The 18,762-nt window shown below is 73.7% G+C and carries 16 protein-coding genes, 2 pseudogenes and 1 riboswitch; of the genes and pseudogenes, 10 read left to right on the top strand and 8 right to left on the bottom strand.

All coding sequences use genetic code 11. The annotated features are described in order from the left end of the window. Positions 1-99 (top strand): annotated as a pseudogene (locus IF30_RS48895) (IS481 family transposase); the annotation flags it as partial. Here IF30_RS48895 and IF30_RS0137505 read toward each other — a convergent pair. The 4 genes from IF30_RS0137505 to IF30_RS0137490 all read right to left on the bottom strand — a co-directional run bounded on the left by IF30_RS0137505 (position 96) and on the right by IF30_RS0137490 (position 3,734). Continuing rightward, entirely contained in the window at positions 96-419 is a 324-nt protein-coding gene (locus IF30_RS0137505) for a DMT family transporter (RefSeq protein ID WP_030247039.1), read from the bottom strand. The pseudogene IF30_RS48895 and the gene IF30_RS0137505 overlap by 4 nt on opposite strands. A gap of 121 nt (positions 420-540) precedes the next feature. Then, positions 541-1,596, bottom strand: a complete 1,056-nt coding sequence (gene rsgA, locus IF30_RS0137500) for a ribosome small subunit-dependent GTPase A (RefSeq protein ID WP_030247038.1) — start codon at positions 1,594-1,596, stop codon at positions 541-543. Positions 1,597-1,611: 15 nt separating this feature from the next. Then, positions 1,612-2,943: a 3-phosphoshikimate 1-carboxyvinyltransferase gene (aroA, locus tag IF30_RS0137495; protein ID WP_030247036.1), complete on the bottom strand. Its 1,332-nt coding sequence runs from the start codon at positions 2,941-2,943 to the stop codon at positions 1,612-1,614. 65 nt (positions 2,944-3,008) lie between these two features. Continuing rightward, entirely contained in the window at positions 3,009-3,734 is a 726-nt protein-coding gene (locus IF30_RS0137490) for a M50 family metallopeptidase (RefSeq protein ID WP_030247034.1), read from the bottom strand. A gap of 137 nt (positions 3,735-3,871) precedes the next feature. On the opposite strand from IF30_RS0137490, the gene IF30_RS0137485 reads away from it, so the two are divergent. The 9 genes and pseudogenes from IF30_RS0137485 (at position 3,872) to IF30_RS0137445 (ending at position 12,798) form a co-directional block, all read left to right on the top strand. After that, a complete protein-coding gene (locus tag IF30_RS0137485; RefSeq protein ID WP_030247032.1) occupies positions 3,872-4,624 on the top strand; it encodes an SOS response-associated peptidase in 753 nt (250 codons plus the stop codon). A gap of 109 nt (positions 4,625-4,733) precedes the next feature. Next, positions 4,734-5,372, top strand: a complete 639-nt coding sequence (locus IF30_RS0137480; protein WP_030247027.1) for an alpha/beta family hydrolase — start codon at positions 4,734-4,736, stop codon at positions 5,370-5,372. Positions 5,373-5,661: 289 nt separating this feature from the next. Then, the gene (locus IF30_RS0137475) at positions 5,662-6,405 is read left to right on the top strand and encodes a sigma-70 family RNA polymerase sigma factor (RefSeq protein ID WP_030247025.1); all 744 of its coding nucleotides are present in this window, start codon (positions 5,662-5,664) and stop codon (positions 6,403-6,405) included. Beyond that, positions 6,402-6,812 (top strand): mycothiol system anti-sigma-R factor, encoded by a 411-nt coding sequence (gene rsrA / locus IF30_RS44310; protein ID WP_051712051.1) that lies wholly within the window; start codon positions 6,402-6,404, stop codon positions 6,810-6,812. Before IF30_RS0137475 ends, rsrA begins: the two co-directional genes overlap by 4 nt. A 362-nt stretch (positions 6,813-7,174) precedes the next feature. Continuing rightward, positions 7,175-8,602, top strand: a complete 1,428-nt coding sequence (locus IF30_RS0137465; protein ID WP_030247020.1) for an HD-GYP domain-containing protein — start codon at positions 7,175-7,177, stop codon at positions 8,600-8,602. 176 nt (positions 8,603-8,778) lie between these two features. Beyond that, positions 8,779-10,080: an HD-GYP domain-containing protein gene (locus IF30_RS0137460; protein ID WP_051712059.1), complete on the top strand. Its 1,302-nt coding sequence runs from the start codon at positions 8,779-8,781 to the stop codon at positions 10,078-10,080. 406 nt (positions 10,081-10,486) lie between these two features. Then, complete coding sequence (locus tag IF30_RS0137455) at positions 10,487-11,479, top strand: tetratricopeptide repeat protein (RefSeq protein WP_030247017.1); 993 nt, start codon at positions 10,487-10,489, stop codon at positions 11,477-11,479. Between the two features lie 169 nt (positions 11,480-11,648). After that, a pseudogene (def, locus tag IF30_RS0137450) lies at positions 11,649-12,188 on the top strand (peptide deformylase); the annotation flags it as partial. A gap of 133 nt (positions 12,189-12,321) precedes the next feature. Beyond that, positions 12,322-12,798, top strand: a complete 477-nt coding sequence (locus tag IF30_RS0137445) for a flavodoxin family protein (protein WP_030247007.1) — start codon at positions 12,322-12,324, stop codon at positions 12,796-12,798. Between the two features lie 90 nt (positions 12,799-12,888). Here the strand turns inward: IF30_RS0137445 and IF30_RS0137440 are convergent, their stop codons facing one another. From IF30_RS0137440 to IF30_RS44305, 4 genes are all read right to left on the bottom strand, one after another. Continuing rightward, positions 12,889-13,365: a hypothetical protein gene (locus tag IF30_RS0137440; protein WP_030247005.1), complete on the bottom strand. Its 477-nt coding sequence runs from the start codon at positions 13,363-13,365 to the stop codon at positions 12,889-12,891. Positions 13,366-13,447: 82 nt separating this feature from the next. After that, complete coding sequence (locus IF30_RS0137435; RefSeq protein ID WP_051712055.1) at positions 13,448-14,443, bottom strand: ribonucleotide-diphosphate reductase subunit beta; 996 nt, start codon at positions 14,441-14,443, stop codon at positions 13,448-13,450. A 20-nt stretch (positions 14,444-14,463) separates the two neighbouring features. Next, a complete protein-coding gene (locus IF30_RS0137430; protein ID WP_051712053.1) occupies positions 14,464-16,869 on the bottom strand; it encodes a ribonucleoside-diphosphate reductase subunit alpha in 2,406 nt (801 codons plus the stop codon). A gap of 188 nt (positions 16,870-17,057) precedes the next feature. Beyond that, a riboswitch (cobalamin riboswitch) is annotated at positions 17,058-17,222 on the bottom strand. 56 nt (positions 17,223-17,278) lie between these two features. After that, the coding region (locus tag IF30_RS44305; protein ID WP_030246997.1) for a GH12 family glycosyl hydrolase domain-containing protein at positions 17,279-18,762 on the bottom strand (1,484 nt) is incomplete at its 5' end.

Genomic DNA, 18,762 nt, shown 5'->3' with positions numbered 1-18,762 from the left:
GACTGGCTCCACACCTACAATCACCACCGCGGACACACCGCACTCGCAGGCAAACCACCCGCCAGCCGCGTTCCCAACCTCATGGGCCAGAACAGCTAGTGCGCCGTGCCGCTGAGCTGGAGGCCGATGACGCCGGCGATCACCAGGGAGATCGAGACCAGCTTGAGCACCGAGGTGGTCTCGTCCAGGAAGACCATGCCGTAGATCGCGGTGCCGGCCGCGCCGATGCCCGTCCACACCGCGTAGGCGGGGCCGACCGGCAGGCTCTTCAGGGAGAGGGTGAGCAGGCCGAAGCTGCCGAGGGCGAACGCGCAGAAGCTGACGGTGGGCCAGAGCCTGGTGAAACCCTCGCTGAGCTTGAGGTTGATCGCGAAGCCGGTCTCCAGCAGGCCGGCCAGGACCACCAGGGCCCATGCCATCGCGTGCCCTTCCAGTCGAATCGACGGTCGGACCGTGCCCGGCCCGGTTTTCCTATGATCACCAGGCGGGCGCGGTCCGACACCTCGAACGGGCCACGGGAATCGGGAAACGCGCCCCGGCTCAGTCGTCCTCGCGGGTCTCCTTGCTGGCCAGCAGGCGGCGCAGCGAGTAGAGCCGGGCGGCCTCGGCGTGGCCGTCGGCGACCCAGGCGTCCAGCGCGCAGTCCTGCTCGTCGTGGCTGCAGGCGCGCGGGCAGTCGGCGGTGCCGGGCTCCAGGTCGGGGAAGGCGAGGATGACCCGGGACGGGTCGATGTGCGAGAGGCCGAAGGAGCGGAAACCCGGGGTGTCGATCACCCAGCCCGGGTCCAGGGCCTTCCTGGAGCCCGGTTTGGCGCCGGGCGGCGGGGGCAGCCGCAGCGCCAGCGCGGAGACGGTGGTGTGCCGGCCGCGGCCGGTGACCGCGTTGACGTGTCCGGTCTGCCGCCGGCGGTTCGGGACGAGGGCGTTGACCAGGGTGGTCTTGCCGACGCCGGAGTGGCCGATGAACACCGTCGAGCGCCCGCGCAGGTGCTCGCGGACGGCCTCGGCGCCGGTGGTCTCCAGCTCGTCGCGGCGGGTGACCACGTACTGGATGCCGAGCGGGGCGTAGGAGTCCAGCAGCGGCGCGGCCGGGGCGAGGTCGGACTTGGTGAGCACCAGCAGCGGCTCCATGCCGGCGTCGTAGGCGGCCACCAGGCAGCGGTCGATCAGCCGGGGGCGCGGCTCCGGGTCGGCCAGGGCGGTGACGATGGCCAGCTGCTGGGCGTTGGCGACGACGATCCGCTCGTACGGGTCGTCGTCGTCGGCGGTGCGGCGCAGCACCGAGCTGCGCTCCTCGACCCGGACGATCCGGGCCAGGGTGTCGGCGTCCCCGGAGAGGTCGCCGACGATGTTGACGACGTCGCCGACGACGACGCCCTTGCGGCCCAGCTCGCGGGCCTTCATGGCGACGACCTGGCGCTCCTGCTTGGTGCCCGGATCGACCAGGCAGGTGAGCCGGCCGCGGTCGACGGTCAGCACCATCGCCTCGGCGGCGTCATCGTGCTTGGGCCGGATCCTGGTCCGCGGCCGGGAGCCCCGGCGGGCGGGGCGGTTGCGGATGTCGTCCTCGTCGGCGTCCTTGCCGTAGCGGCGCATGGCTCAAGTCTCCGCTCAGGCGTCCGCCGCCGCTTCGCCGAGCAACTCGGCCCACATCCCGGGGAAGTCGGGCAGCGTCTTGGCGGTGGTGGCGACGTTCTCCACCCCGATGCCGGGCACGGCGAGGCCGAGCACGGCGGCGGCGGTGGCCAGGCGGTGGTCCTCGTAGGTGTGGAAGGTGCCGCCGCGCAGCGGGCGGGGGCGGATCCGCAGGCCGTCCTCGGTCTCGGTGACGTCGCCGCCGAGGTCGTTGATCTCCTTGGCGAGCGCGGCGAGCCGGTCGGTCTCGTGCAGGCGCAGGTGGGCGATGCCGTACAGGTGGGACTCGGAGTCGGCGAGCGCGGCGACGGCGGCGATCACCGGGGTGAGCTCGCCGACGTCGTGCAGGTCGGCGTCGATGCCGTGGATGCGGCCGGTGCCGGTGAACTGCAGGCCCTCGTCGGTGAACTCGCAGGCGCCGCCCATCCGGGTGTAGATCTCGCGCAGCTGGTCGCCGGGCTGGGAGGTGTGCTTGGGCCAGTCGCGCACGGTGACGCGACCGCCGGTGACCAGGGCGGCGGCGAAGAACGGCGCGGCGTTGGACAGGTCCGGCTCGACCACCAGGTCACGGCCGATCAGTGCGCCCGGGGTGACCCGCCAGACGTCCTTCTCGCCGCCGTCCTCGGGCGCGTCGACCTGGGCCCCGGCCAGGCGCAGCATCTCGACGGTCATCCGGATGTGCGGCAGCGACGGCACCGGGCCGCCGACGTGCCGGACCTCGATGCCCTGGTTGTAGCGGGCGCCGGAGAGCAGCAGGGCCGAGACGAACTGGGAGGAGGAGGAGGCGTCCAGCTCGACCGGGCCGCCGTCCAGGGAGCCGGTGCCGTGGACGGTCAGCGGGAAGGCGCCGCGGCCGCCGTCCTCGATGCGGGCGCCGAGCGCGCGCAGGGCGTCGATCACGCCGTGCTGGGGGCGCTCGTAGCAGCGGGGGTCGCCGTCGAAGTGCACCGGGCCGTCGGCGAGGACGGCGAGCGGCGGCAGGAAGCGCATGACCGTGCCGGCGTTGCCGACGTCGACGGAGGCGGGGCCGCACAGGGCGGGGGCGGGGATGACCCGCCAGGCCTCGCCGCCGCCGGTGCCGCCGGCGTCGTTGTTGACCGTCTCCTCGATGGTGACCCCGAGGGCGCGCAGGCCGTCGGCCATCAGCTGGGAGTCGCGGCTGCGCAGTGGGCGGCGCACCCAGCCGGGCTGCTCGGCGAGGGCCGCCAGCACCAGGGCCCGGTTGGTGACCGACTTGGAGCCGGGGATGGTGACGGTGGCGTCGACGGGGCTGGTGGCGACGGGAGCGGGCCACGGGGTCTCGGTCATGTGGCAAGTCTAGGGGCCGTGCCCCGGCCGTCCGGATCCTGGACGGCGCGGCCGCGCGGGGCCGGTCAGTGCAGCGGCTGGAGCAGCCAGCTCGCGCCCAGGGCGAGGCAGGCGAGGGCGGTGAGCAGGAAGACGGTGACCCAGGCGAGGGCGGGGACGTGGGTGAGCCGGGCGAGCTGGTCGGCGTCGGAGTCGCGGGCCCAGCCGGTGCGGCGCTGGTGCTGGAGCTCCAGGACGGGGCGGACGGCGCCGAACAGCAGGAACCAGCAGCCGAGGTAGGCGAAGCCGGCCTGGACCTCGGCGCTGCCGAACCAGGAGACCAGGAAGAAGGCGCCGCCGGCGACCAGCACGGTGAAGAAGCCGAAGGCGTTGCGGATGCGCAGGAGCAGGGCGAGCAGCAGGGCGATCGCCAGCCAGAGCAGCAGGGTGATCCGGTCGGCGGCGAGCAGGGCGGCGCAGCCGAGGCCGAGCAGGGCGGGGGCGCTGTAGCCGGCGGCGGCGGTGAGGATCATGCCGGGGCCGGTGGGGCGGCCGTAGGAGAGGGTGAGGCCGGAGGTGTCGGAGTGCAGCCGGATGCCGGCGAGCCTGCGGCGGGTGGCGAGGGCGATCAGGCCGTGGCCGCCTTCGTGGGCGATGGTGACGGCGTTGCGGGTGACGTGCCACAGCGGGCGGGCGAGGACGGCGAGCAGGGCGGCGGCGCCGGTGGCGAGCACCAGCCAGCCGGGCGGGGCGGGTTGGGCGCCGGTGACCTGGTCCCAGAGGGCGCCGAGGTTCTGGTCGTTGGTGCTCATGGGTCTTGCCCGCCTCCGTTCGCTGCGTTGGGCCGTTCGGGGCAGCCTCCCATGCGGGGACGGGCGGACGGCAGCGGGCGGTTCTGGTCCGGGCGTGAACAAGTGATGAGGACGGGCGGCATGGCAAGCTGGCCCGCATGTGCGGTCGGTTCGCAGCCAGCAGCAAGCCCGAGGACATCGTCGAGCTGTTCGGCGTGGAGCAGTGGGATCCCGAGGAGACCCTCGGCCCGAACTGGAACGTCGCGCCGACCGACAGCGCCTTCGTGGTGCTGGAGCGGACGGGCCGGGAGGGGCCGCGGGCGGTGCGGCAGCTGCGGGTGCTGCGCTGGGGGCTGGTGCCGCAGTGGTCGAACTCCGCCGAGACGGCGGTGAAGATGATCAACGCCCGGTCGGACACGGTGCACGAGAAGCCCTCGTACCGGCAGGCGTTCGCGGCGCGCCGGTGCCTCCTGCCGGTGGACGGCTACTACGAGTGGCAGACGCTGCCGGGCGAGCGGGGCAAGGCGCGCAAGAAGCCGTTCTTCGTCTCCCGGGCGGACGGCGCCCCGCTGGCGCTGGCCGGGCTGTACGAGTTCTGGCGCAACCGGGCGGTGCCGGCCGGCGACCCGCAGGCCTGGCTGGTGACGTTCACGATCGTCACCACCGACGCCGAGGAGGCGCTGGCGCCGATCCACGAGCGGATGCCGCTGTTCCTCGACCGGGACTCCTGGGACAAGTGGCTGGACCCGCGGCGCAGCGACCCGGACGAGCTGCGCCGGCTGCTGGTACCGCCGCCGCCCGGTGCGCTGCTGGCCACCCCGGTGTCGCCGGCGGTGGGGAGCATCCGCAACAACGGCCCGGAGCTCAAGGAGCCGTGGGCCGAGGTCGAGTACGAGACCACGTTGTTCTGAGCCGTCCTGCCCCGTCCCGACCCGTACTGAGCTGTCCTGAGCTGTCTGACCCGTACTGACCCGTACTGAGCCGTCCTGGCCCGTTCCGAGCGTTCCTGGAGCCGTTGAGATGAGCACCACCGAACTCGTCCCCACCGAGGCCGGGCAGGCCCGGATCACCCACCACCGGGCGGCCGCGCCGAAGGCCGTCCTGGCGCTGGGGCACGGCGCGGGCGGCGGGATCGAGGCGCGGGACCTGGCGGCGCTGGCCGGGAGGCTGCCGGCGCGCGGGATCTCCGTGGCGCTGGTCGAGCAGCCCTGGCGGGTGGCGGGCCGGCGGGTGGCCCCGGCGCCGAAGACGCTGGACCTCGGCTGGCGGCCGGTCGCCGAACTGCTGGCAGGGCGGGGGCTGCCGCTGGTGGTGGGCGGGCGCAGCGCCGGGGCGCGGGTGGCCTGCCGGACCGGCGCGGCGACCGGGGCGGCGGGGGTGGTGGCACTGGCGTTCCCCCTGCACCCGCCGGGCAAGCCGGAGAAGAGCCGGGCGCAGGAACTGCTGGAGTCGGGTCTGCCGACGCTGGTGGTGCAGAGCGCGGCGGACCCGTTCGGCGGCCCCGACGAGTTCCCGGCGCTGCCGGCGGGCCACGAACTGGTCGCGGTGCCGTACGGCAGCCACGGCTTCGAGGTGCCCAAGCGGGCGCCGGTGGGGCAGGACGAGGTGCTGGACCTGGTCTGCGCGGCGGTGGGGGACTGGGTGCTGGCCCTCGGGTAGGCCCGGGAGCGGGGCGGCCGCGGGCGGTCGTCCGGACGAGTGGGGCCGTCCGCCGGGCGGGAATGCGGGCGGGCCCGGGGTGGTTGACACCCTCGTCAGCACGAGTCACCGGTGAGAGGCAGGGCAGATGGGTTCGATCGCGTGCCCGGAACGGCCTGAGGAGCGCGAGGCCGCGACGGCGTTCGGCCCCTCCTGGTCGGAATGGCTGGACGTGGGCGAGAAGCCCGTCAGCCCGATATCCTCCATTTCTGGGCGGCCCGCCGTGGGCCGTGCCCGTCATGCCGAGGAGGTGGGTCCGGTCGTCGGGACCGAGCACGAGGCCGAGCCGGGCCGTGGCCCGGACGAGGTCCGGCCTGCGGGCGAGGCGCTCACCGGTGAGGAACTCGCCGAGGCGATCGGCGAGGACACCTACCGGGTGTCGGCCGAAGAGGGCGAGGAGGCCCGGCGGGAGCGCTTCGAGCGCGACGCCCTGGGCTTCCTGGATCCGATGTACTCGGCGGCGCTGCGCATGACGCGCAACCCGGCGGATGCGGAGGACCTGCTGCAGGAGGCGTTCGCGAAGGCGTACGCGTCCTTCCACCAGTTCCGCGAGGGCACCAACCTCAAGGCCTGGCTGTACCGCATCCTCACCAACACGTTCATCAACTCGTACCGCAAGAAGCAGCGCGAGCCCCAGCGCACCGCGGCGGAGGAGATCGAGGACTGGCAGCTGGCGCGTGCCGAGTCGCACATGTCGACCGGTCTGCGCTCGGCCGAGACCCAGGCTCTCGACCACCTCCCCGACAGCGACGTGAAGGACGCCCTCCAGGCCATCCCGGAGGAGTTCCGGATCGCCGTCTACCTGGCGGACGTAGAGGGCTTTGCGTACAAGGAGATCGCGGACATCATGGGTACTCCCATCGGTACGGTGATGTCCCGACTGCACCGTGGCCGCCGTCAGCTGCGCGGCATGCTGGAGGACTACGCCCGTGAGCGCGGGCTCGTCCCGGCCGGCAGCGGGGCAGGGCAGGAAGCGAAGGGCTCGGGCTCATGAGCTGCGGCGATCCGCACGACACCGAGTGTGGCGAGGTCCTCGACCACCTCTACGAATTCCTCGACAACGAGATGGCCGAGGGAGACTGCGCCAAGCTGCGCGTGCACTTCGAGGAGTGCTCGCCGTGCCTGAAGCAGTACGGACTGGAACAGGCGATCAAGGCGCTGATCAAGCGCTCCTGCGGGTGCGACGACACCCCGGCCGACCTGCGGAGCAAGGTCCTGGCCAGGATCGACTCGATCCGGGCCGGGCAGCGCTCGGGCGAGCCGGTGGTGGTCGCGGTGGAGCCCGCCGTCGAGTTGCACGCCGAGTCCGCCCGGCCGGCGCCCAAGCCGGCGAAGGGCGGCGCCGGAGAGTCGGCCGGTCGCCCGGGTGCGCCGGTCGAGGCCGGCGCGCAGGCGGAGTGACCGGGCGGGCCTCGTAGTCCGCCGGTCCACCCGGTGATCCGCCGGCCCCGGTGATCCGTGCGCGAGGGCGGACCGGACGGTTCCGGTCAGGGAGTCCAGTGGCCCCGGGAGCGCGCGCTCCCGGGGCCACTCCCGTTCTGCTCGCATGCGCCCTCACTCGTTCGAGTGAGTTGGCGGTGCGCCAACTGCGCCATTGCGCCATCATGCCTTCCCGTGCCCGGGCGTCGGCCTATCCTCCTGACGGACGCTCACCGCCGGTCCGCCCGGCGTGCTGAGGCAACACGGGCCCGGACGGCGGGGAGGTCGAGATCGCTACCGACAGTGGAGGAGCGACCCTGCCGCCGGTGGCGGCGCGCTACCTGATGGCCGTTCCGGTGGCGGCGCTGTGCTGCCTGGTGCCGCTGCTGCCCGCCGCCGTCACCCCCCGGATGCCGGGCTGGCTCTCCGAGCCGGTGGACTGGCCCAAGGTCGGGCTGCTCGCCTTCCTGCACGGCTGCTGGGAGTCGCTGGCCGAGGGCCTGCCGACCCCCTGCCTGGTCCTGGTGCGCCGGCTGCTGCGCCGCCCGGCGCTGCCCGACCGGGTGGCCGCCCGGCCCGGCGCCAACACCTTCTTCCCGGTGCTGTTCGCCGGGGTCCTGATGCTGCCGCCGGCCGCCGCCGCCCTCGTCGCCGCCCCAGCCGCGGTGCTCGGCGGTCCGAACGGGGCCGGCTGCCGCCGCCGTCAGCTGTTCAACGGCTCCCAGCTCGCGCTGTGCGCCTTCACCTCCTCGGCCGTCTTCCACCTGCTGCGCGGCCCCCAGTTGCTGCTGGGCTCCCGCTTCCCGGCCGCGCTGCTGCCCGGCTTCGCCGCCGTCGCCACGTTCTGCCTGGTCAACGGGGTGGTGGTGGGCGTCATGCTGGTGCTCAGCGACGGCCGCCGGGCCGGGGTGCTGCTGCGCGGGGCCCGCTCGGTGTGTGGGCTGCCGGTGCTGGTGCACGCGGCCGGCGGGCTGATGGTCGCGGTGCTCTGGCAGGGCCCGTACGGCGCGTTCGCGGCGCTGCTGGCGCTGCTGCCGCTGTCCATCTCCGCCTGGGTGTTCGCCCAGGGGCAGCGCGAGCGCGACGCCCACCAGGCCACCGTGCAGTCGCTGGTGCAGGCGGTGGAGATCAAGGACGCGTACACCCGCGGGCACAGCGAACGCGTCGGCCGCGCCTCGGTGCTGATCGCCACTCAGCTCGGCATGGAGGCCGAGCGGCTGCGCACCCTGCGCTTCGCGGGGATCCTGCACGACGTCGGCAAGCTGGGGGTGGCCACCGAGCTGCTGCGCAGAAACGGTCCCCTCACCGAGGCGGAGCGCCGGGCCGTGGAGATCCACCCGGTGTACGGGTACGAGCTGGTGCGCGGGATCGACTTCCTCGGCGAGGCGCACGCCGGGATCCTGCACCACCACGAGCGGGTCGACGGCCGTGGCTACCCCAGCGGGCTGGCCGGTGAACAGATCCCCGAGTTCGCCCGGATCATCTCCGTCGCCGACGCCTTCGACTCGATGACCTCCACCCGCTCCTACCGGCGGGGCCGCCCGGTCGCCGAGGCGGTGACCGAGCTGGAGCGCTGCTCGGGCAGCCAGTTCGACCCGGTGATGGTCCGCGCGCTGATCGACGCGCTGGCCGTGCACGACTGGCAGCCGGTGGTGCACTCCGAGGACTGCATCCAGGCCGTCCCGGACATCCCGCTCGGGGTGCCCGAGCCGGTCCGGGCGGCGCCCGGGCGGGTGGCCGGCCAGGGCGTTCCCGCGGCCGGGCAGCCGTGACGGCGTCCGGGCACCGCGCCCGCGCCGGCACGGACCCCGACCGGACGGGCCGGGTGCGGACGGGCCGTCTCGGAGCGGGCCGGGACCGGACGGGCCGTGGCCGAAGGGCCGGCGACCGCGGGCCCGGCGACCGGACGGCTCCCGTCCGGTCGGCCTGCGGGCGCACCGACCGCGCGGTGCACGCGGCGGCCGCCGCCCTGCTGGCGTTCGCGCTGGGCGCGGTCGCGCTGCGCGGGATCGCGGAGCCCAGGGTCGCGCTGGCGTTCACCGTACTGATCGCACTCGGCGAATGCGTCCGGATCACCCTTCCGGGGGATCGCGAACAGGCGCCCATCGGTGCGGCCGGCGCGCTGGCGTACGCCCTGCTCGGGCCGCTGCGCGGGGTGCCGACCGCGCACGGCACGGTCCAGGTGGTCGCGGTGACCGGCGTCGCCCTGCTGCTGGCCTGGCTGCCCGCGCTCGCCCTGCCGCGCCGCCCCGACCGGCGCCCGCCCTGGGCCGACCCGGCCCGCCGCGACAGCGCCGCCCGCCGACTGCTCGCCGTCGGCTTCGCCGCCGCCGTCTTCCAGCCGCTCTACAACGGCGGCCTGGTCGACCGCTTCTCGCCCGAAGGCCCGGCGTACGGGGCGTTCCTGACCGCCGTCGCCGCGCTGGCCGCACTCTGCGACGCGACCCTGGCGGCGCTGCTGCGGTGCGACCTGGCGGCGGGCCCGGCACGCGGGCCGCGGTTCCCGGCCGCGCTGGAGGACGAACTGCGCTCCCTGTTCGGCATCGGCTCGGCGATCGTCGCCACCGGCATGCTGGTCAGCCTCGCGGCCGGCGAGGTCGGGCTGTGGGCGCTGCCGCTGTTCTGCACCCCGCTGCTGCTCGCCCAGGTGTCCTTCCGGCGGGCCGCCGCCGTGCGGGCCACCACCGGGCAGACCATCGCCAGCCTCGCCCGGGCCACCGAGGTGGCCGGCTACACCCCGCACGGGCACGCGCGCCGGGTCGCGGACACGGCGTGCGCGCTGGGCCGTGAGCTGGGCCTCGGCACCCGGGAGCTCGCCCTGTTGGAGTACGCCGCACTGATGCACGACGTCGGCCAGCTGTCCCTGGTCGAACCGGTGCCGGACGGCGCCACCGCGCTGCTGCCGTGCGCCGAGCAGCAGCGGATCGCCCGGCTGGGCAGCGAGGTGATCAGCCGCACCGGGGTGCCCCGGCAGGTCGCCGAGCAGGTCGCCCGGCTGGCCGACCCCTGCGCCGGGCCGTCCGGCGGCGACGGCCCGGTGCCGCTCGCGGCCCGGATCATCCGGGTCGCCAACGCCCACGACGACCTGCTCACGGCCGCCCGCGGCCGGGGCGTCGGCGAGGCGGTGGGGCGGCTGGAGGCGCTGGAGGTGCTGCGGCTCGGGCGCGGCCGGGTCTACGACGCCCGGGTGGTGGACGCCCTGGCCCGGGTGGGCGGGCAGGCCCGGGTGGTCGGACAGGCCCGCGGCTGAGGCCGCGGGGGCCCGCCGGCCGGGGCCGGTCACGGACGGCGGGAACGGCAGGGAGCCGGCAGGGAGCCGGCAGGGGCGGTAGGGGTCGACAGGGGCGGCAGGGGTCGACAGGGGCGGCAGGGGTCGACAGGGGCGACAGGAGCCGGCCGGCCAGGCCGTGCGACCCCCGTAGGGCGCGGGAACCACGGCCCGCCCCGCCAGGGGTTGAGAGGGTGCGATCGGGCGGGCAGGCTGGGGAGGGGCGGACCCCCAACCTCGGCGGTGAGGAGCGCGGGCAGGGGCGGGCGTGGTTGGATGCGGTCGTAGCGTGGAACACCGACCCGGGGCACCGGGCTTCGGCCGCCGTCCGAGGCGGTACGGGCACGGTGGCACGGGACTTGAGCGGACGACGACGGCAGGGACGAACGTGAGGATCTTCCACCGGGCACGGCACCGGCCGTCCGCCACCTGGCGGCAGACGACCGACCGGGCCTTCACGCTGATCGGCGACGGCCGCTACGAGGACGCCGGCGCACTGCTGGTGATGGCCGCCGACCTGGAGCCGTGGCTCTCCGACTCCTGGTTCAACCTCGCCCTCCTGCACAAGTTCCGCCGCGACTGGGAACAGGCGCGCTCGGCCGGCCTGCGCGCCGTCGCCCTGCTGGACCGCGAGCACGGCGCCCCGGACTGGTGGAACCTCGGCATCACCGCCACCGCCCTGCAGGACTGGCCGCTGGCCCGCCGCGCCTGGCAGGCGTACGGGCTCAAGCTGCCCGGCGGCCCCGGCGGGCAGCCCGACGGCCCGGTCAGCCTGGACCTCGGCACCACGCCCGTACGGCTCTCCCCGGACGGCGAGTCCGAAGTGGTCTGGGGCCGCCGGCTGGACCCGGCCCGGATCGAGGTGCTCTCCATCCCGCTGCCCTCCTCCGGCCGCCGCTGGGGCGAGGTCGTCCTGCACGACGGCGCCCCGCACGGCGAGCGGGTCACCGACGGCGTCGCCTACCCCGTGTTCGACGAGATCGAGCTGTGGGCGCCCTCGCCGGTGCCGACCTACGTGGTGCTGCTGCAGGCCGCCACGGCCGGCGACCGGGACGCGCTGGAGCGGCTGGTCGCCGACGCCGGGTACGCGGCCGAGGACTGGACCTCCTCGGTGCGGCTGCTCTGCCGCGCCTGCTCGGAGAGCCGGATGGCCTCCGACGACGGCATCGCCGCCCACCACGACCCGCACGACGACGGCGACGCCGCGCACCCCGGTCACCTCAGCCACCTCAGCCAGGGCGGCGCGGCCGGGATGTCCTGGCTGGTCGAGCGCGAGTGCGGGATCGCCGCCCCCGCCCACCTGGTGCGCGTCCTGCTGGACCGCTGGGTCGCGGCGGCCCCGGCGACCCGGGCGTACCGGGACCTGGAAGAGGTCTGCTGAGCCCGCCGAGTGCCGCTGAGTACCCTGGTCGGGTACGCGTAGACCTATGGAAGCGGAAGACGAAGACATGGCGGAGCAGGCCGAGCAGCACCAGCACGAGCACGACGTGGAGGGGGCAGCGCCCGAGGCTCCCGTCAAGGTGATCGGAGAGGAGCCCGACCTCACCAAGGGCACCGCCCGTCCGATCACCGTCGTCGGCAACCCGGTCCTGCACCGCGAGGTCAAGGACGTCACCGCCTTCGACGGCGAACTCTCCGCCCTGATCGACGACATGTTCCAGTCGATGTACGCCGCCGAGGGCGTGGGCCTGGCCGCCAACCAGATCGGCGTGGACCTCAAGGTCTTCGTCTACGACTGCCCGGACGACGAGGGCGTGCGCCACATCGGCCACGTGATCAACCCGGTCCTGGAGGAGTACCCGGCCGACCGCCGCCGCGTCCTGGACGACGGGAACGAGGGCTGCCTGTCCGTCCCGACCGCGTACGCCGAGCTGCCGCGCCCGGACTACGCCGCGGTGACCGGCGTCGACAAGGACGGCGAGCCGATCCGCGTCGAGGGCACCGGCTTCTTCGCCCGCTGCCTGCAGCACGAGACCGACCACCTGTACGGCACGCTCTACATCGACAAGCTGTCCAAGCGCGACCGCAAGGACGCGCTGAAGCAGATGGCCGAGGGCACCCCGAAGTACGCCACCGTGCCCAACGAGTAGCGGCGCAGCGGTGGTTGCCGAAGGCCGGCCGGGCCTGCCCCGGCCGGCCTTCGGCGTTCCCGGCCGGCGATGTCACGTTCTCCCGCCCTGTCCGGTCCCCCTGTCGGAGTGACCGAACGGAAGGAGAACCGCAATGAAGGCCGTCATGGTGTGTGCGTCGGTGTCCCACGGCAACACCCGCAGGATCGCCGAGGTCATGGGCCGGGTGCTCGCGGCCGAGGTCGTCGAGCCGGAACGGATCGACCCGGCGGAGCTGGCCGACTACGACCTGGTGGGGTTCGGATCGGGGATCTTCACCGGCCGGTTCCACCCGCGGCTGCGGGACTTCGTCCGCTCGGTTCCGGCGGGGCGGGGCGGCCGGGCGTTCGTGTTCGCCACCAGCGGGCTGCCGGAACGGCGGCTCCGGCCCTTCACCCGGCCGCTCGTGCGGCAGCTCGAAGGAAAGGGCTTCGAGGTGACCGGCACCTTCTCCTGCCGGGGCTTCGACACCTGGCTGCCCTTCAAGCTCGTCGGCGGCATCAACCGGACGCGGCCCGACGGCGGTGACCTGGCGGCGGCGCGTGCCTTCGCCGAGGGGCTGGCGGCCCGTGGTGCCGGCGGCGGGCGGTGAGCGGGGAAACGCAACTGCGCTTCTCCTGCCGGGCGTTGGGGCTGCGGCTGCCCCGCGCGGGCGGTGGCCGGGCGGGGCGCCGCTGTTCGCTCAGCTGAGGTTGTCGACCCAGAAGAAGACGGTCCGGAGGAAGGCACCCGGGGCGCCGGCGCCGAAGGCGAGGACCATGCCCTGGCCGACCGCCACGTCGGTGGGGTCGATGCCCTGGGACCAGTTCACCCGGGCGTCGAGGCCGGGGATGCCGTTCCCCGGGCCGTACGACCGGAACGTGCCGCGGGCGTGGGCGATGAGGGTGCCGTTGCGTCGCAGTTCGGCCCGGCGCAGGCTGGTGGGCCGCAGCTCGTAGGTGCGGTCGCCGACGACGGCGGTGCGGGTGCGGTTGCGCGCCCGGCTGGTCGGGACGGGGTGCCCGTTGATGTTCATCGCGCCGTGGTCGCGGTCCGGCACGACCGTGACGGTGGGCATCCCCGCCCCCTGCACGTGGGCGATGACGGACGGCCAGCGGTCGTGGCTGATCCGGATCGGCCCGAAGGGGCCGTCCATCAGACGCTGTTGGAGCTTGGGCATGCCTGGGCTACTCCTGAACACCGGATTCCGGACAGCGGAGCCGCCGTGACGGCGGCTCCGCTGTCCGCTGGACGATATCGACTCAGAAGTCGTCGTCGAAGGAGACCGAACCCTCGACCGCGACCTGGTACGCCGACACCCGGCGCTCGAAGAAGTTGGTCAGCTCCTGGACGTTCTGGAGCTCCATGAAACCGAACGGGTTGGTGGACCCGTAGCGGATCGGCATGCCCAGGCGGGCCAGGCGCTGGTCCGCCACGGCCTCCAGGTACTGGCGCATCGAGTCGGTGTTCATGCCGGCGAGGCCGTCACCGCACAGGTCCCGGGCGAACTGGAGCTCGGCTTCGACGGCCTCCTCCAGCATCTCGGTGACCTGCTTGGCCATCTCGTCGTCGAAGAGGTCGGGCTCCTCCTCGCGCACGGTGTCGACGACCGACATCGCGAAGTCCATGTGCATGGACTCGTCGCGGAACACCCAGTTGGTGCCGGTGGCCAGGCCGTGCAGCAGTCCGCGCGACCGGAACCAGTACACGTACGCGAACGCGCCGTAGAAGAACAGGCCCTCGACGCACGCCGCGAAGCAGATCAGGTTGAGCAGGAACGCCCGCCTGTCCTCCTTCGTCTGCAGCGAGTCGATGTGGTCGACCGCGTTCATGTACTTGAAGCAGAACTGGGCCTTCTGGTGGATGGAGGGGATGTTCTCCACCGCGGCGAAGGCCGCGTTGCGGTCCTCCGGGTCCGGAAGGTAGGTGTCCAGCAGCGTCAGGTAGAACTGGACGTGCACGGCCTCTTCGAACAGCTGGCGCGAGAGGTACAGCCGCGCCTCCGGCGAGTTGATGTGCTTGTAGAGGCTCAGCACCACGTTGTTGGCGACGATCGAGTCGCCCGTCGCGAAGAAGGCGACCAGGCGGCCGATCAGGTGGCGCTCGCCCTCGCTGAGCTTCGCCAGGTCGGCGACGTCGGAGTGCAGGTCCACCTCCTCGACGGTCCAGGTGTTCTTGATCGCGTCGCGGTACCGGTCGTAGAACGACGGGTAGCGCATGGGGCGCAGGGTCAGCTCGAAGCCGGGGTCGAGCAGCATCTTGCGGTCTTCGGGGGTGCTCACTGGCAGGCCTCGCAGGACTCGGGGTTCTCCAGGGAGCAGGCCAGCGCGGCCTCCTCCTCCGGCGTGAGGGTCGGGGTGTCGACCGGCACCGGGACGGCGGCGCGGGCGGTGCCGGACGCGGCCTGGGCGATCCGGGTCGCCGGGCGCGAGCGCAGGTAGTAGGTGGTCTTCAGACCGACCTTCCACGCGTACGCGTACATCGAGCTGAGCTTGCCGATGGTCGGCGCGGCCATGAACAGGTTCAGCGACTGGCTCTGGTCGAGGTACGGCATGCGGGCCGCGGCGAGGTCGATGAGCGCGCGCTGCGGCAGCTCCCACGCGGTGCGGTAGAGCGAACGGACCTCGGCGGGCAGCCAGTTCAGCTCCTGCACCGAGCCGTTGGCGTCGCGCAGCGAGTCGCGGGTCTTCTGGTCCCAGACGCCGAGTTCCTTGAGCTCGCGCACCAGGTAGGGGTTGACCTGCAGGAACTCGCCGCTCAGCGTCTCGCGCTTGAACAGGTTGGAGACCTGCGGCTCGATGCACTCGTACACGCCGGCGATCGAGGCGATGGTCGCGGTCGGGGCGATCGCGAGCAGCAGCGAGTTGCGCAGGCCGGTCTCGGCGATGCGGGCGCGCAGGGCCGTCCAGCGGTCGGCCCACTGCGGGGCGGCCCCCTCGAAGTGGTCGATGTGCAGCTCGCCGCGGGCGGCGCGGGTCTCGGCGTACGCCTCGTGGCGGCCGAGCTGCTCGGCCAGGTCGGCGGAGCGCTCGTAGGCGGTGAGCATGATGCGCTCGGCGATCATCGTGGACAGCTGCTTGGCCGCGGCGGAGTCGAAGTCCAGGCGCAGCTTGAAGAAGACGTCCTGGAGGCCCATCACGCCGAGGCCGACCGGGCGCCAGCGGGAGTTGGAGGTGCCGGCCTCGGTGGTCGGGTAGAAGTTGATGTCCACGACGCGGTCGAGGAAGGTGACGGCGGTGCGCACGGTGGCGTCCAGCCGGTCCCAGTCCATGGCGCCGAGCAGGTCGTCGGCGGAGGCTCCCGCGGCGACGTGCGCGCCGAGGTTGACCGAGCCGAGGTTGCAGACGGCGGTCTCGGAGTCGTCCGTGACCTCCAGGATCTCGGTGCACAGGTTGGAGGAGTGCACCGTGCGGCCGGGCAGCGCGGTCTGGTTGGCGGCGCGGTTGGAGGCGTCCTTGAAGGTCATCCAGCCGTTGCCGGTCTGCGCGAGGGTGCGCATCATGCGGGCGTACAGGGTCTGCGCGGGGATGGTGCGCACGGCCTTGCCGGCCAGTTCGGCCTTGCGGTAGGCCTCGTCGAAGTCGGCGCCCCACAGGTCGACCAGCTCGGGCACGTCGGCCGGGGAGAACAGCGACCAGTCCTGGTTGGCGTTGACCCGGCGCATGAACTCGTCCGGGATCCAGTGCGCCAGGTTGAGGTTGTGGGTGCGCCGGGCCTCTTCGCCGGTGTTGTCGCGGAGCTCCAGGAACTCCTCGATGTCGGCGTGCCAGGTCTCCAGGTAGACGCAGGCCGCGCCCTTGCGGCGGCCGCCCTGGTTGACGGCGGCGACCGAGGAGTCGAGGGTGCGCAGGAACGGCACGATGCCGTTGGACTTGCCGTTGGTGCCGCGGATGAGGCTGCCGCGCGAGCGGATGCGCGAGTAGGACAGGCCGATGCCGCCGGCGTGCTTGGACAGGCGGGCGATCTGCGCGTAGCGGTTGTAGATCGAGTCCAGGTTGTCCAGGGGGGAGTCGAGCAGGTAGCAGCTCGACATCTGCGGGTGCCGGGTGCCGGAGTTGAAGAGCGTCGGCGAGGAGGTCAGGTACTCCAGGCGGCTCATCAGGCCGTACAGCTCGGCGACTTCGCGCACGGACTGCTCGTTGTCGCCGACCGCCAGGCCACAGGCGACGCGGAGCAGGAAGTGCTGCGGGGTCTCGATCACCTTGCGGGTGATCGGGTGGCGCAGCAGGTAGCGGGACTGCACGGTGCGCAGGCCGAAGTACTCGAAGCGGTCGTCGCCGGCGGTGTCGATCAGCGCGTCCAGGGCGGCGGCGTGCTTGGCGACGAACTCGGCGGTGGTGTCGCCGATCAGGCCCTCGGTGTGGCCGACGGCGATCGAGGCGGAGAAGGACGTGGAGCCCTGGCTGTTCGCCTCGTCGACGATCTCCAGGGCGAGCAGGCGGGCCGCCAGCTTCGAGTACTGGGGGTCCTCGGCGATCATCGACGCGGCGGCGTCCACGGCCAGTCCGCGCAGCTCGGCGAAGTCCGAGCCGGCGTGGCGGCCGCGCAGTGCGGCGGCGGCGACGTGGCCGGGGTCGACTTCGGGGAGGTCGGCGCTGCGGTCGGTGAGCAGCCGCAGCAGGGCGCCGCCGGGGTCGGAGACCTTCGGGTCGGTGAAGGCGGTACCGGAGCCCTGGGCGGGCAGGGTGGCTGAGGCAGCGGTGGTCAAGGCGCTCTCTCCTGGCGGCGATCGGCGGCGTGATCGGGGGCACCGGGCGATCGGGGCAGGGGAGCACGGCACGAACGCAGGCGGCGTCGCGCGACGGTGTCTCCCCGGCCCGCCCGCGAGGCCCGGAGGGGTGGTGCTGGTGCTGGCGCGGCCTCTGCGGGAGGGCCGTGGCGCACGCCGTCGGCAGGTACTCGGACTGGCGGGTGGGGCTCCTGGAGCCGCCCGCTCACCGCTGCGGGGCAGTCCCGGATTCGCACCGGGTTCCCCTGCTTCGACAGCAGGAGTGAGCATACATGTAGTGCCGCGAGTCCGATGCAGCCCCACATGTTGTGTCGCGCGGCACGGTTGGCGGCACGGGCAATCACGCGGGGACGCGGTGATCCGCTCAGGTCGGAGGGTGCCATTCCTGGGCCGTACGGGCCTCGCAGGGGCGCATCGACACCTGCGCCCGGGCCCCCGCGCCGCCGGCCGTGGAGGCCCCCGCGCCGGCCCCTGGCACGCCCCCTGCGGCGGCGCCCGGGGCGGTGCCCGCGGCGCCCGCCGGGTTCTCGATGCAGCGGCCGGTGTCCTGGTTCGCGAGCTGCCCCGAGGGGGTCACCCGCCACCGTTGGTCGGGGCGGGAGGTGCAGCCGGTGAGGACGGGGAAGCCGATCGCGGGGTCCTCGACGCAGCGCCCGGACTGGCCGATCGAGCCGTCGTCCCCCATGGTCCAGGTCTGCTGGGCCGAGCCGTCGCAGGTGCCGGCGCCGACCGCGGCCGGGTCGCCCGTGACCCGGCTGTCCAGGCACAGGCCGGGCAGGGCCGAGGTGATCGCGCCGCTGGGCTGCCCGGCGGCGGCCTGGAACGAGAACGAGTCGCTGCTCAGCCCGGCGCCGCCGTCCCAGATCTCGAACCCGGCCTGGACGGCGCACAGGTAGGAGCCGGCCGGGACGTAGCCGCGCTGGACGGCGTCGCGGGTGAAGGCCCGCAGGTCGAGGTCGGTGACGGAGGTCGTGCCGGTCGCCGTCTCGTAGGTGATCAGGGTGTGGCTGCTCTTCTTCGGCGCCTCGTACACGCGGTAGGACGTGCCGCCGACCTGGAGGTCGCCGGTCCGTTGGCCGAACGGGGTCTTGCCGTTGCCGCGCAGCCAGATCATCAGCTCGGCGCTCTCGGTGAAGGAGCAGCTGGTCCTGCTGTTGCTGTACCAGACGTCGTACGAGACGTTGTAGACGCCGCTGTCGACCTGGGTGGTGTGCCAGCTGCTGGTCGCGTACCGCAGGTTGCCGACCGGGATGGGCAGCGGGCCGGTGCCGGGCTGGAGCTGGGTGCTGATGTGCGGGTAGGCGCCGGGGCCGCGGTCCGGGTCCGTGAGGCTGGCGGGGCCGATGCCGCTGCGGGTGACCCGGAAGTCGGTGCCGGCGCCGGTGCTGCTGATGCAGAGGCCGCCGGTGGCGTTCCACTCGTTCGGGTTGATCAGGTAGCGGCCGGAGTCGACGGCCTGGGACGGGTAGCGGTTCTCCGCGGTGGAGCAGATCTCGCCGGCGGTGGCGGCGGGCAGCGGGGTGACGGCGGTGGTCGCCCGGGCGGGCTGCTGCGGGTCGTGCGGGAGCAGCACCGCGCACAGGACCAGGGCGATCGCGATGGCCGGCGCGAGCCACCACCACGGGCGCAGGCCGCGGCGCCCGATCCGGGGCATGACGGGGTGGGTCACGAAGCTCTCGCCTCCCTGCGGCGGTGTCGTCGGCCGGTACGCGGGCCGGGGCGGTGGCGCGCTCACCCGGCCGGCGCGGAACTCGACCGGGGCCGGGTCGCGGGGGAGGTCGGCTTCTTCGCCGGGGGCTTCTGGGTGGTGGCCGAGGGGCTGGGGGAGGCCGGTGCGTCGGGGGTGGG

Source organism: Streptomyces sp. NRRL S-350, assembly GCF_000719705.1.
Classification (GTDB): Bacteria; Actinomycetota; Actinomycetes; order Streptomycetales; family Streptomycetaceae; genus Kitasatospora.
The sequence above is the reverse complement of the archived record's forward strand: the minus strand, read 5'-3'. Positions and strand labels throughout refer to the sequence as shown.

Coding starts and splice junctions, on each gene's coding strand:
- IF30_RS0137445 (WP_030247007.1), top strand. CDS start 12,322: ATGAAGGCCGTCATGGTGTGTGCGTCGGTGTCCCACGGCAACACCCGC.
- IF30_RS0137480 (WP_030247027.1), top strand. CDS start 4,734: ATGAGCACCACCGAACTCGTCCCCACCGAGGCCGGGCAGGCCCGGATC.
- IF30_RS0137485 (WP_030247032.1), top strand. CDS start 3,872: ATGTGCGGTCGGTTCGCAGCCAGCAGCAAGCCCGAGGACATCGTCGAG.
- rsgA (WP_030247038.1), bottom strand. CDS start 1,596: ATGCGCCGCTACGGCAAGGACGCCGACGAGGACGACATCCGCAACCGC.
- aroA (WP_030247036.1), bottom strand. CDS start 2,943: ATGACCGAGACCCCGTGGCCCGCTCCCGTCGCCACCAGCCCCGTCGAC.
- rsrA (WP_051712051.1), top strand. CDS start 6,402: ATGAGCTGCGGCGATCCGCACGACACCGAGTGTGGCGAGGTCCTCGAC.
- IF30_RS0137435 (WP_051712055.1), bottom strand. CDS start 14,443: ATGCTGCTCGACCCCGGCTTCGAGCTGACCCTGCGCCCCATGCGCTAC.
- IF30_RS0137505 (WP_030247039.1), bottom strand. CDS start 419: ATGGCATGGGCCCTGGTGGTCCTGGCCGGCCTGCTGGAGACCGGCTTC.
- IF30_RS0137490 (WP_030247034.1), bottom strand. CDS start 3,734: ATGAGCACCAACGACCAGAACCTCGGCGCCCTCTGGGACCAGGTCACC.
- IF30_RS0137465 (WP_030247020.1), top strand. CDS start 7,175: ATGGCCGTTCCGGTGGCGGCGCTGTGCTGCCTGGTGCCGCTGCTGCCC.
- IF30_RS0137440 (WP_030247005.1), bottom strand. CDS start 13,365: ATGCCCAAGCTCCAACAGCGTCTGATGGACGGCCCCTTCGGGCCGATC.